The sequence below is a fragment of the Nocardioides sp. Z40_12 genome (assembly GCF_058215795.1).
This window is the reverse complement of sequence record NZ_JBZAJA010000002.1, coordinates 178,522-190,584: the sequence shown is the minus strand read 5'-3', so window position 1 is coordinate 190,584 and position 12,063 is coordinate 178,522. Positions and strand designations below refer to the sequence as shown.

General features: G+C 73.8%; 12 protein-coding genes. 4 read left to right on the top strand and 8 right to left on the bottom strand.

Going from position 1 to position 12,063, the window contains the following annotated elements; genetic code table 11:
- Positions 1–14: 14 nt before the first annotated feature.
- The gene (locus tag AC4BG9_RS04060) at positions 15–575 is read right to left on the bottom strand and encodes a pyridoxamine 5'-phosphate oxidase family protein (protein ID WP_490569796.1); all 561 of its coding nucleotides are present in this window, start codon (positions 573–575) and stop codon (positions 15–17) included.
- 13 nt (positions 576–588) lie between these two features.
- On the bottom strand, positions 589–2,280 hold the full coding sequence (gene ilvD, locus AC4BG9_RS04055; RefSeq protein ID WP_490569795.1) for a dihydroxy-acid dehydratase: 1,692 nt from the start codon (positions 2,278–2,280) through the stop codon (positions 589–591).
- A 113-nt stretch (positions 2,281–2,393) separates the two neighbouring features.
- Between ilvD and AC4BG9_RS04050 the strand changes: the two genes are divergently transcribed.
- Positions 2,394–2,615 carry a hypothetical protein gene (locus AC4BG9_RS04050; RefSeq protein ID WP_490569794.1) on the top strand — a complete coding sequence of 74 codons (222 nt, stop codon included), beginning with the start codon at positions 2,394–2,396 and terminating at the stop codon, positions 2,613–2,615.
- 4 nt (positions 2,616–2,619) lie between these two features.
- On the opposite strand, the gene AC4BG9_RS04045 is transcribed toward AC4BG9_RS04050, so the two are convergent.
- The 3 genes from AC4BG9_RS04045 to AC4BG9_RS04035 are packed head-to-tail and all read right to left on the bottom strand — an operon-like array spanning position 2,620 to position 5,603.
- On the bottom strand, positions 2,620–3,723 hold the full coding sequence (locus AC4BG9_RS04045; protein WP_490569793.1) for a WD40/YVTN/BNR-like repeat-containing protein: 1,104 nt from the start codon (positions 3,721–3,723) through the stop codon (positions 2,620–2,622).
- A gap of 36 nt (positions 3,724–3,759) precedes the next feature.
- Entirely contained in the window at positions 3,760–4,614 is an 855-nt protein-coding gene (locus AC4BG9_RS04040; RefSeq protein WP_490569792.1) for an ABC transporter permease, read from the bottom strand.
- On the bottom strand, positions 4,611–5,603 hold the full coding sequence (locus AC4BG9_RS04035) for an ATP-binding cassette domain-containing protein (protein WP_490569791.1): 993 nt from the start codon (positions 5,601–5,603) through the stop codon (positions 4,611–4,613). Before AC4BG9_RS04035 ends, AC4BG9_RS04040 begins: the two co-directional genes overlap by 4 nt.
- A 78-nt stretch (positions 5,604–5,681) precedes the next feature.
- Between AC4BG9_RS04035 and AC4BG9_RS04030 the strand changes: the two genes are divergently transcribed.
- The 3 genes from AC4BG9_RS04030 (at position 5,682) to AC4BG9_RS04020 (ending at position 8,454) form a co-directional block, all read left to right on the top strand.
- Positions 5,682–6,296 carry a PadR family transcriptional regulator gene (locus tag AC4BG9_RS04030; RefSeq protein ID WP_490569790.1) on the top strand — a complete coding sequence of 205 codons (615 nt, stop codon included), beginning with the start codon at positions 5,682–5,684 and terminating at the stop codon, positions 6,294–6,296.
- Positions 6,293–7,150, top strand: a complete 858-nt coding sequence (locus AC4BG9_RS04025; RefSeq protein ID WP_490569789.1) for an EamA family transporter — start codon at positions 6,293–6,295, stop codon at positions 7,148–7,150. Before AC4BG9_RS04030 ends, AC4BG9_RS04025 begins: the two co-directional genes overlap by 4 nt.
- A 98-nt stretch (positions 7,151–7,248) precedes the next feature.
- Positions 7,249–8,454: a PQQ-dependent sugar dehydrogenase gene (locus tag AC4BG9_RS04020; RefSeq protein ID WP_490569788.1), complete on the top strand. Its 1,206-nt coding sequence runs from the start codon at positions 7,249–7,251 to the stop codon at positions 8,452–8,454.
- Here the strand turns inward: AC4BG9_RS04020 and AC4BG9_RS04015 are convergent.
- The 3 genes from AC4BG9_RS04015 to AC4BG9_RS04005 are packed head-to-tail and all read right to left on the bottom strand — an operon-like array spanning position 8,438 to position 12,047.
- Positions 8,438–9,277, bottom strand: a complete 840-nt coding sequence (locus tag AC4BG9_RS04015) for an ECF transporter S component (RefSeq protein ID WP_490569787.1) — start codon at positions 9,275–9,277, stop codon at positions 8,438–8,440. The two genes, AC4BG9_RS04020 and AC4BG9_RS04015, sit on opposite strands and share 17 nt — an antisense overlap.
- Positions 9,274–10,878: an ABC transporter ATP-binding protein gene (locus AC4BG9_RS04010; protein WP_490569786.1), complete on the bottom strand. Its 1,605-nt coding sequence runs from the start codon at positions 10,876–10,878 to the stop codon at positions 9,274–9,276. The genes AC4BG9_RS04015 and AC4BG9_RS04010 overlap by 4 nt, the downstream gene beginning before the upstream one ends.
- On the bottom strand, positions 10,875–12,047 hold the full coding sequence (locus AC4BG9_RS04005) for an energy-coupling factor transporter transmembrane component T (protein WP_490569785.1): 1,173 nt from the start codon (positions 12,045–12,047) through the stop codon (positions 10,875–10,877). Before AC4BG9_RS04005 ends, AC4BG9_RS04010 begins: the two co-directional genes overlap by 4 nt.
- Positions 12,048–12,063 lie beyond the last annotated feature (16 nt).

Genomic DNA, 12,063 nt, shown 5'->3' with positions numbered 1-12,063 from the left:
CCGGGCACAGCCCCCTACGGCGCGGGGTCGTCGTCGAAGGCAGGCAGACCGTCGATGCTGACGGTGTTCTTGCCTCGCCGGTAAGCGACGACCCCCTCCGCCCCGCGGCGGTCCATGTTCGGGGTGAGGAGGTCCCGCTCCTCGTCCAGGCTCATCAGCGGCAGTGCGTAGCCGCAGGAGTCGCTGACCCGCTCGACGTCCACCACGATCACCGCCCGCGCGTGCGGGTTCGGGTCGAAACGCGCCGCCCACGCCGCGAAGTCGTCGTCGTAGGAGCTGACGACCCGGCCCCGGCCGTGCAGCCGGACCACGTTGGGTGCCCGCTCGAACGAGCAGAACATCAGGGTGATCCGTCCGTTCTGGCGGACGTGGGCGATGGTCTCCGCGCCGCTCGCGGTCAGGTCCAGGTAGGCGACGGTGTGCTCGTCGACGACCGCGAACGTGCCGGCCAGGCCCTTCGGCGAGACGTTGACGTGCCCGGCGTCCCCCGAGGGAGCGGTGGCCACGAAGAAGACCGGCTGGGCCTCGACGAACGCCCGCAGGCGCCCGTCGATCCCGGGGTAGACCTTGCCCACGCCGGTCGCCTCCTCAGCTGGTGACCGCGCCGTGCGCGGCCGACTGCACGACCTTGGCGTACTTGCCGAGCACGCCGCGGGTGTACTTCGGGGGGTTGGGCTCCCAGCCGACCTTGCGGGCCTCGAGGTCGTCGATCTCCACCTCGAGCAGCGCGTTGGCGACGTCGAGGGTGATCGGGTCGCCGTCGCGGACGAAGGCGATCGGGCCGCCGTCCGCCGCCTCGGGGGCGATGTGGCCGACGCAGAGACCGGTCGTGCCGCCGGAGAAGCGGCCGTCGGTGATGAGCAGGACGTCCTTGCCCAGCCCGGCGCCCTTGATCGCTCCGGTGATGGCCAGCATCTCCCGCATGCCGGGGCCGCCCTTGGGTCCCTCGTAGCGGATCACCACCACGTCGCGCGGCTGGATCCGGCCCTCGGCCAGCGCGTCGAGCGCGGCCCGCTCGCCGTCGAAGACCCGGGCCGTGCCGGTGAAGGTGGTGTCGTCGAAGCCCGCGCTCTTGACCACCGCACCCTCGGGAGCCAGCGAGCCCTTGAGGACCGTGATGCCGCCGGTGGCGTGCATCGGCTTCTCGAAGGCGCGCAGCACCTCGCCGTCCAGCCCCTGGGGCGCCAGCGCCTCCAGGTTCTCGGCCATCGTGCGGCCGGTGACGGTCAGGGTGTCGCCGTGCATCAGGCCGGCGTCGAGCAGCGCCTTCATCACGACCGGGATGCCGCCGATCTTGTCGACGTCGGTCATCACGAACCGGCCGAACGGCTTGAGGTCGCCGATGTGGGGCACCTTGGAGCCGATCCGGTTGAAGTCGTCGAGGGTCAGGTCGACGTCGGCCTCGCGGGCGATCGCCAGCAGGTGGAGCACCGCGTTGGTCGAGCCGCCCAGCGCCATCACGACCGCGATGGCGTTCTCGAAGGCGGGCTTGGTCATGATCTGGCGCGCGGTGATGCCGTGGCGCAGCATCTCCACCACGGCCTGGCCGGACCGGTGGGCGAAGCCGTCACGCCGTCGGTCGACGGCCGGCGGCGCCGCACTGCCGGGCAGGCTCATGCCCAGGGCCTCGGCGACGCTCGCCATCGTGTTGGCGGTGTACATGCCGCCGCAGGCCCCTTCGCCGGGACAGATGGCCCGCTCGATCCGGTCGACCTCGTCGCGGGTGATCTTGCCCGCCAGGCAGGCGCCGACGGCCTCGAAGGCGTCGATGATGGTCACGTCCTCGCCGTCGACCTGACCGGGCATCGTGGAGCCCGCGTAGAGGAAGACGCTGGCGAGGTCGAGCCGCGCGGCGGCCATCAGCATGCCCGGCAGCGACTTGTCGCAACCGGCCAGCAGCACCGACCCGTCGAGCCGCTCGGCCATCATCACGGTCTCCACCGAGTCGGCGATGACCTCGCGGCTGACCAGCGAGAAGTGCATCCCCTCGTGGCCCATCGAGATGCCGTCGGAGACGGAGATGGTGCCGAACTCCAGCGGGAAGCCACCCGCGGCGTGCACGCCGTTCTTGACCGCCTTGGCCAGCCGGTCGAGGGAGAGGTTGCAGGGGGTGATCTCGTTCCAGCTGCTCGCCACCCCGATCTGGGGCTTGGCGAAGTCGTCGTCGCCCATGCCCACCGCGCGCAGCATGCCGCGGGCCGCGGCCCGCTCCAGACCGTCGGTGACGTCCCGCGAGCGGGGCTTGATGTCGGGCTGCTGGCTCTGGTCGGACGCGGTCATGAGGCAAGGCTACGACTCGCCGCCACCGGTCCCCCCGGCAGTCTCAGCCGGACGCACCGCCTCACTCACCGCCCGTCCCGCGCCCGGTACGGCGGCGCAACTAGGGTGGCTGCATGGCGAAGAAGTCCTGGGCCGACCTGAGCCCGTCGCAGCAGGCCGTCGTGACCGTCGTGGGCGCAGCCGAGGTGGCGCTGACCCTGTGGGCGTTGAAGGACCTGAAGGGACGCCCGGGTGCCGAGCTCCGCGGCCCGAAGGCCCTGTGGTTCCCCGCCCTGCTCGTGCAGCCGGTCGGCCCGCTCGCCTACCTGACCCTCGCGCGACGCGCACGAGGCTGAGGCCTCAGGGCGCCGGCAGCACCGCGGCGCGGACCACCAGCACGTCGGGCAGGTCCTTGTGGACCTCCGCCCACGTCCGGCCCTCGTCCGCCGAGGCCCAGACGGCGCCGTTGCGCCCGCCGAAGTAGAGGCCCACCGGGTCCAGGGTGTCGGCGCACATCGCGTCGCGCATCACCGCGGCGTAGTAGGCGTCCGGCAGGGTGCCCTCCCCCAGCTGCTGCCAGGTGGCCCCGCCGTCGTCGGTCCGGCAGACCCGCGCCTTGCCGTCCACCGGCCAGCGGGCGCCGGCGTCCGCGATCGGGAAGGTGAAGGCCGTCGACGGCTTCCTGGGGTGGGTGACCATCGCGAAGCCGAACTCCGAGGGCAGCCCGGGGGCGATGTCCTGCCAGCTGTCCCCGCCGTCGTCGGACCGGTAGACGCCACCGTGGTTCTGCAGGAAGAGGCGGTCGGGGTCGACCGGGTCGCGGGCCACCTTGTGCACGCACTGGCCGAACTCGGGGTAGAACCGCTCCCCCGGCATGAACTCGGCCTTGATGCCCTTGTTGACCGGCTGCCAGGTCGCGCCGCCGTCCGAGGTCCGGTAGGCGCCGCCGGTGGAGAGGGCGGCCAGCACCGAGGCCGGGTCCGTCGGGTGCGGGAGGATCGTGTGGAACGCCTGCCCGCCGAAGCCCTCGTCCCACTCGGGCCGGTGCGGGTGGTCCCAGAGCCCGCGCACGAGCTCGAAGTGCTCGCCGCCGTCCTCGGAGCGGAAGACCGCTCCCGGCTCGGTGCCGGCCCACACCACGCCGTCCTCGACCCCGGGCACCAGCTGCCAGACCCGGGCGAGGGCGGCGCCGGTCTCCTCGGGGAAGCGGATGGCTCCGTTGGGTGTCTCCTGCCAGGTCTCCCCGAGGTCCTCGCTCCACCGCACCTGGGGCCCGAACCAGCTCGACGAGCAGCCCGCCAGCACCCTGGGCACCTCGCCCCGGGCGTCGAGCATCACCGAGTAGACCTCCTCCATCGCGAAGTGCGGCCCCGTCCACGCCCACGTGCGGCGCTCCTCGTCCGAGCTGCCGATCCACAGTCCCTTCCGCGTGCCCACCAGCAGCAGCGTCCTGGTCCCCGTCATGTCCTCTCCCTCCTCGTGCGTGCCGGCAGTCTGCCGTCAGTCCTGGGTGCGGCGCCGGAAGGCGCGCAGCGAGAGCGGCGCCAGGACGGCCGTCAGCGCCAGCGTCCACAGCAGCGTCGCCAGCACCGGGTGCTGCAGGGGCAGCGCCGCCTCGGCGGGCGCCGGTCCGGTGTTGCCCCACAGCTCGCGCACCGCCTGCACCAGCGACGAGATCGGGTTCCACTCCGCGATCGTCCGCAGGAAGTCGCCCATGGGCTCGGTCGGCGCGAAGGCGTTGGAGAGGAAGGTGATCGGGAAGATCGTGGTGAACATGACCCCGTTGACCGCCTCCACGGAGCGCATCGCCGAGCCGACCAGGATGCCGAGCCAGATCATCGCGAACCCCCACAGCAGCAGCAGGGCGTAGGCCAGGACGGCGTCGAGGAACGAGCCGCGGATCCGCCAGCCCACGATCAGCCCGGTCAGCGACATCACCGCGATGCCGATGCCGGAGTGGATGAGGCTGGAGAAGCTGCGCCCCACCAGCACCGCCGAGGGGTGGATCGGCAGCGACCGCATCCGGTCGACGATGCCCTTGTCGATGTCGGCGGTCAGGCCGACGGCGACGATGAACGAGGCGAACGCGATGGTCTGCGCCATGATCCCGCCGAGCAGCCACTCGCGGTAGCCGGACGCCGCGCCCTGCACCGCGATCGCCCCGCCGAAGACGTAGGCGAAGAGCAGGACGAACATCACCGGCTGCACGGTGACGTCCATCAGCATCTCGGGCATGCGCTTGATGTGGATCAGGTTGCGGCGCGTGATCGCCAGCGACTGCTGGAGCAGGTTGGTCTGCCGGATGCGCGGGCGCTCCAGCGCGCCGCTCGAGGACCGGACCGTCTCGGTGGTCATGCGGGTGCCCCTTCCAGGTGGGAGGCGCCGTCGGCGTCCTCGTCGTCCTGCTCCTCGGCCCGTCTGCCGGTCAGGTGGAGGAAGACGTCGTCCAGGCTGGGACGCTGCAGCCCCAGGTCGTCGAGCTCGATGCCGCTGCTGGCGAAGACCTCCGCCACCGCGGTGATGTCGCCCAGCCCCTGGGCGGGGGCGGTGAGGCGGCGGGCGGGCTCGTCCACGTGCACCTCGCTGACCACCCGCCGCATCAGCTCCGCCGCCCGGGCGAGGTCCGCCGAGCCCGAGACGGTGACCACCAGGGCCGCCTTGCCCGAGGCGTCCTTGAGCTGCAGCGGCGTGCCCTCCGCGATGATCCCGCCGCGGTCGACGACCACGATGTTGTCGGCCAGCTGGTCGGCCTCCTCCAGGTACTGCGTGGTGAGCAGCAGCGTCGTGCCGTCGCGCACCAGCTCGCGGAGCACGTCCCACAGCTCGACCCGGCTCCGCGGGTCCAGCCCGGTGGTCGGCTCGTCGAGGAAGAGCACCGGAGGCGTCGCGACCAGGCTCACCGCCAGGTCGAGGCGGCGGCGCATGCCGCCGGAGTAGGTCTTCACCACCCGGTTGCCCGCCTCCGACAGGGAGAACCGCTCAAGCAGGTCGTCGGAGATGCGCCTGACGGTCCGGCGGTCCAGGCCGTAGAGCTGGCCCACCAGCCGCAGGTTCTCCCGCCCGGTCAGCAGCTCGTCGACGGTCGCCGACTGCCCGGTCAGCCCCATCGAGCGACGGACCGCCGCCGGGTCGCCCACCACGTCGTGGCCGGCCACCCGGGCGGTGCCGCTGGTCGGCCTCGTCAGGGTCGTCATCATCCGGACCGTGGTCGTCTTGCCCGCCCCGTTGGGGCCCAGGAGCCCCAGGACGCTTCCGGTCGGGACGGAGAAGCTCACGCCGTCCACGGCCACCGTCTCCCCGAAGTGCTTGACCAGGTCGATCGCCTCGATCGCCTTCTCGCTCACGTTCCGCCCCTCGCCTCGAATTATTCCAATTAGGAAGAGTACGCTCACCTCATGCCTCCAGCGCAAGACCTTTTCCCGGTGACTTCCTATGCGCTGCTCGGGCTGCTGAGCTTCGGGGACGAGCTGACCGGCTACGAGCTCAAGCAGCGCGCCGACAGCACCATGCGCTTCTACTGGACCTCCCCGGCGATGAGCCAGGTCTACTCCGAGCTGGCCCGGCTCAGCGAGGCCGGACTCGTCCGCAAGTCCGGCGAGGGACGCGGCTCCACCTACGCCGTCACCGACGAGGGGCGCCGGGCGATGGAGCGGTGGATGCGCGAGGCGCCGGTGGGGATGCCCGTCTTCAAGCACCCCCAGGCGCTGCGGCTGATGATCGGGCACCTCACCGAGCCGGCGACCCTGGTGACGATGCTGGAGGAGTACGTCGTCGCGGTGCAGGAGGCCCGGGCCGATCTCCAGGACGTGCGGCGCTCGCTGGTGGGCCACGACGAGGTGGGCGAGGTCTTCCACAACCCGGCACTCGTGGCCGAGTGGGGGCTCTCGCACTTCGAGAGCGAGCTGGCGATCGCCCGTCGCACCCTCGACCGGCTGCGGCGCGAGAACGGTCTCGCGGGTCCCGCCCCGTCGCCGGACGAGGCGGCGTGCCGGGGCGACGTGCTGGAGCTGCCCTCGGGCGAGCAGGGCCGGCGTTGAGGCGGGCGGTCTGGCTGGTGCTGGGCGGGATCGCCTCGGTGCAGCTCGGCGCCGCGGTGGCCAAGGAGCTCTTCGACCGGGTGGACCCCACCGCCCTGGTCTGGCTGCGCCTGGCGAGCAGCGCCGTGATGCTGCTGCTGATCGCCCGGCCCCGGCTCCGCGGGCGCACCCGGCAGGACTGGCAGGTGGTGGCCGGCTTCGCGCTCACGCTGGCGCTGATGAACTGGGCGTTCTACCAGTCCTTCGCGCGGCTGCCCCTCGGCGTGGCGGTGACCATCGAGCTGATCGGGCCGCTGAGCGTCGCGCTGCTGGGATCGCGTCGCGTCCGCGACCTGGCCTGGGTGGCGCTGGCCGCCCTCGGCGTGGTGGCCCTGGGGTGGGAGCGCGCCGACCTGGACCCGCTCGGGGTCGGCTTCGCGCTGCTGGCCGGCGCCTGCTGGGCGACCTACATCCTGCTCAGCGCCCAGACCGGCCGCCGCTGGCAGGGGCTCGACGGCCTCTCGGTGGCCAGCGCCGGGGCGGCCCTGCTGCTGAGCCCCTTCGCGCTGGCGGTCGACCTGTCCGGCCTGCTCGACCCGCGGATCGTCGCGCTGGGCGCCCTCATCGGCCTGCTCAGCTCGGTGATCCCCTACAGCCTCGAGATGGTCGCCCTGCGCACGATGCGCCCCTCGGTCTTCGGGATCCTGATGAGCGTGGAGCCCGCCGCCGCCGCCCTGGCCGCGCTGCTCGTCCTGGGCGAGCGGCTGACCCCGCTGCAGTGGCTCGCCATCGTCTGCGTGGTGGCCGCCAGCGCCGGGGCGACCCGGTCGGCCCAGCGCGTGCCGGAGGTCGAGCCCGGGCTGGTGCAGCCCTAGCCGCACTGAACCCGTGAGGTCGGCCGAGCGGTTGGGCGCAGGCGTCCTCGACCACCGGTCAGTAGGCTGGCGTCCTTTCCCCAGGCCCTGGAGGACGCATGCAGCGCAGCACCCCGGTCACCGGGCGGGCGGCCGGCCTCGTCGCCCTGCTCGTCCTGGCCGCCACGGCCGGGTGCGGCAGCGACGGGTCCGACCCCTCGTCCGAGCGGTCGTCGAGCCCCTCGCCCACCAGGTCGACGGAGCCGTCCTCCCCCGCGACCACCGAGCCCGCCCCGTCGCCGTCGGGCGGGGAAGCTGCGGGACCGGCGCGACCCGAGGTCGCCGGCACCATCGCCACCGGGCTGGAGGTGCCCTGGGGGCTGGCCTTCCTGCCCGACGGCTCGGCCGTCGTCACCGAGCGCGACAGCGCCCGGGTGCTCCACCTGACCGAGGGCGACGACGGGTGGCGCACCCGCGAGCTGGGCCGGCTGCAGGACGCCGCGCCCGGCGCCGAGGGCGGCCTGCTGGGCGTCGCCGCCTCCCCCGACTTCGCGCAGGACCGGGCCCTCTACTTCTACCTCACCGCCGCCGAGGACAACCGGGTCGTGCGCGCCGAGCTGGACGGCGAGCGGCTCGGCGCGCCGCGCCCCGTGCTCACCGGCATCCCCCGGGCCGCGATCCACGACGGCGGGCGGCTGCTCTTCGGACCCGACGGCTACCTCTACGTCTCCACCGGCGAGATCGGGCAGCCCGAGCTCGCCCAGGACCGGTCCTCGCTGGCCGGCAAGATCCTGCGGATCACCCCCGAGGGGGACCCGGCGCCGGGCAACCCCGACCCGGAGTCGCCGGTCTGGTCGTGGGGCCACCGCAACGTCCAGGGGCTCGCCTTCGACGACGAGGACCGCCTGTGGGCCAGCGAGTTCGGGGAGAGCACCTGGGACGAGCTGAACCTCATCGAGGCTGGCGGCAACTACGGGTGGCCGCGGGTCGAGGGCCGCGCGCAGGACAACCCCGGCGCCTCCGCGAAGGGCCTGACCGACCCGCGTGCGGTGTGGTCGACCGACGAGGCCTCCCCCTCCGGCCTCGCCTTCGCCGACGGCTCGCTGTGGCTCGGGGCCCTGAGGGGCGCCCGGCTCTGGCAGATCCCCGTCACCCCGGACGGCGTCGCGAAGCCGCGCGCGCACTTCGTCGGGGAGTACGGCCGGGTGCGGTCGGTGGCCGCCGCCCCGGACGGCAGCCTCTGGATGACCACCTCGAACCGCGACGGCCGCGGTGAGCCGGCGGCCGACGACGACCGCATCCTGCGGGTCACGCTGTCGCGCTGACCCGCACCACCACCGCGCGCCGGGCGACCCGCCGCAGGGTCGTCAGGACGGACGGGCCGAGGACCACCAGGGCCACCGCGTTGGTGATCGCCCGCCCGGTGTCCCAGCCGCCGGTCGACGTCACCAGGGTGTAGAGGCCGAACCGCTTCAGGTTCTCCGTCAGCGGCGCGCCGGTCGCGTAGGAGAGCTCGGTCGCCTCGTAGCCCGGCACCGTGACGCCGAGCATGAAGGGCCAGCCCCACAGGTTCATCAACGCGCCGTAGAGGTAGGCGGCCAGGACCCCGTAGACGACCAGGAGCGCGATCTCCTTCCGCCCGCGCACCCGACGCGGCAGCAGCCCGGCGCCCATCCCGACCCACCCCGCGACGAGCATCTGGAAGGGCAGCCAGGGGCCGACGCCGGCGGTGAAGAGGGCGGAGACGAAGAGCGAGGTCGCGCCGAGGATGAACCCGAAGGCGGGCCCGAAGACCCGGCCGCCCAGGATCAGCAGGAAGAAGACCAGCTCCAGCCCGGCCACCCCGGCACCCAGCCCGCGGATCACCCCGTTGATCGCCGACAGCAGGCCCAGCACCGCGAGCACCCGGGCGTCCATGCCGCCCTCCGTCATCTCGGCGAGCACCATGACCAGCAGCAGCGGCAGGAGTGCCAGGAAGAGGAAGGGCGGGTCCACCCGCGTGCCGTCCGGCACGTCGAGCAGGAACGGCCAGCCGAGCATCATCAGCCCGAGCGCCGAGACCAGCACCAGCACCATCGCACTGCGGGGTCCGACGCGTACCGCGGTCGTGGGGGCCTCGGCGAGGTTCCCGGCTCCCCGGGTCGTCATGACGCCCCTGCCGCGGCCAGCGCCGCGGTCACCTGGTCGACGCGCAGCCACGGGGAGCCCAGGATCTTGTGCACCTGGGGCGCGAACGACGGCGACTCGACCACCACCTGCAGGGTCGGGCCCTCGGAGACCACCTCCCCCTCGGCCAGCACCACGACGGAGTCGGCCACCCCCGCCACGAACTCCACGTCGTGGGTGGCCACCAGGACGGCGTGGCCCTCGTCGCACAGCTCGCGCAGCAGCGAGGCCAGCGCGCGCTTGCCCGGGTAGTCGAGCCCCCGGGTCGGCTCGTCGAGGAGGAGCACCGGAGGCCGCGCCGCGAGCACCACCGCGACCGCCAGGGCGAGTCGCTGTCCCTCGGAGAGGTCACGGGGATGGGTTTCGTCGTCGATCCCCGGCGCGAGCCGGTCCAGGATGGCGCGGCAGCGGCCGGGCTCCCCCGCGTCGGCGTCCGCGTCGGCGCACTCCTCGCCCACCGACTCGAGGTAGAGCAGGTCGGCCGCGGTCTGCGGCACCATCCCGGTGTGGCGGCGACGCTCGGCGCCCGACAGCGTGTGGGGGTCCTGACCGGCCACCCGGACCTCTCCCGAGCTCCGCCGCAGCCGTCCCTGGAGCGTCCACAACAGGGTGGACTTGCCGGCTCCGTTGCGCCCCATCAGCGCGGTCACGCGCCCGCGAGCCAGCCGCAGGTCGACGCCGCGGAGCACGGCGTCGCCGCCCTGGGTGACCACGACACCGCGGGCGCTCAGCACCGGCGCCGTCTCCGGCGCGCTGCTCGCCTCGGCCGGCGGGTGCCCGGCGACCCTGGCTCGCAGGCCGCCCGCCCGGCGGCGGGCGTCCCGCACGTTGAGGGGCAGCGGCGACCAGCCGGCCGCGCGGCCGAGCTCGACCAGGGGCGGGGCGACCGGCGAGTGGGCCATCACCACGTCGGGGACGTCGACGAGGACGGTGCCGTCGCCGTGCAGGAGCACCACCCGGTCGGCGAACGGCACCACGCGCTCGAGTCGGTGCTCGGCGACCACGACGGAGAGCCCGAGGTCGTGCACCAGGCGCGTCACGATCGCCAGGACCTCCTCGGCCGCGTTGGGGTCCAGCGCCGAGGTCGGCTCGTCCAGGACCAGCAGGCGCGGATGCATGGTCAGCACCGAGCCGATGGCCACCCGCTGCTGCTCCCCGCCCGAGAGGGTCCGCAGGTCGCGGTGGCGCAGCTCGGCGATGCCGAGCAGGTCGAGGGTCTCCTCGACCCGACGGCGCATCGTGGCCGCCGGCAGCCCGAGCTGCTCCATCCCGTAGGCCAGCTCCTCCTCGACGGTGTCGGTGACGAACCAGGCCGCCGGGTTCTGCCCCACGTAGCCGATGTCCGCCGCCCGCTCCCGGGCCGGCTGCTCGACGATGCTGGTGCCGTCGAGGAGCACGTCGCCGCGCAGGATCCCCCCGGTGTGCTCCGGCACCAGCCCGGCGAGCACGCCCAGCAGCGTGGACTTCCCGACGCCGGTCGACCCGGCCAGCAGCACCAGCTCGCCCTCCTCGACGGTGAGGTCGATGCCGGCCAGCACCTCGCGGCCGGGGTAGGCGAACCGGATGTCGCGCAGCTCGATCATCGGGCTGCCTCCTGTCCGGAGAACGCCGGGACACGCGTGGCGCTCTCCCTGGCGGGGAGCGCCCGGCGGGTGGCGACGGTGGGCGCCGGGGGCGCGACCAGCACCGGCAGCAGCGCCGCCAGGGGGACCAGCAGGGCGGCCAGGTCGAGGGCCGGCGCACCGGCGACACCGGGGTGGGCGATCCCGGGTGAGACGCGCGCGACCCACCAGAGCCCCGCGCCGGCGGTGAGCCCGCTGACGGCGACCAGGACCTCCTCGGGCTGCCACCTGTCGGGGCGGTAGCGGGTCCGGCCCACCCGGCGCCCGGCGCTGGCCAGCGCCAGCGCGGCGCAGCCCGCACCGAGCGCCAGCATCGGCACGCCGAGCCAGCGCGGTGTCGTGGTGTCCAGGAAGCCGTAGACCCCCACGCCAGTGCCCAGCAGCGCGAGGAGCATCAGCGCCCCGGTGAGCCGGCGCTCGCCCGCGGTGGCCTCCCCGGTGCGGCCGTAGCCACGGGCGTCCATCCCGGCGGCCAGCGCCATCGAGCGCTCGAAGGCGTCCTCGAGGACCGGGACCAGGAGGCGGCGCAGCCCGCGGATCCGACGCGCTCGACCCCGCGGCGTGCCGCCCCGCAGCTCCTGGGCGTGCTTCACCCGGCGCGCACTGTCCGCCAGCTGAGGCAGGACGGAGACCGCCACCACGAGTGCCGTGCCGATCTCGTAGAGGGCCGGGGGCAGGGACTTCAGCAGCCGCTTGGGGTTGGCGAGCGCGTTGGCGGCGCCGAACGCGAGCAGGATGCACGCCAGCTGCATCCCGTCGTAGAGGCCTGCCAGGACGGCCTCCCGGGTCACCGGTCCGAGCAGCCGGATCCCGGTGGTCCACTCCGGCAGCTCCACCTGCGGCAGGCGGACCAGGACGGTGCCGCCCTCGACGCCGCCGAGCAGCACCCGGAAGAGGACCCGCACCGCGACGGTGATGCCGGCCAGCCACAGGTAGAGCCGGAAGGCACGGGCCCAGGTGCCGTCCCCCCGGCAGGCCTGCACCACCACCCAGGCGACCGCGGCGAGCAGGGCCAGCAGCCACGGGTTGGTGGTGGCCGAGGCTGCTGCGGCCAGGCCGGCGGCCCACACCCACCAGGCCACCGGATGGAGCTCACGGGAGACCCGCCCCCGCCTGCTCGTCCGATCCACCACCGCGCTCATCCGG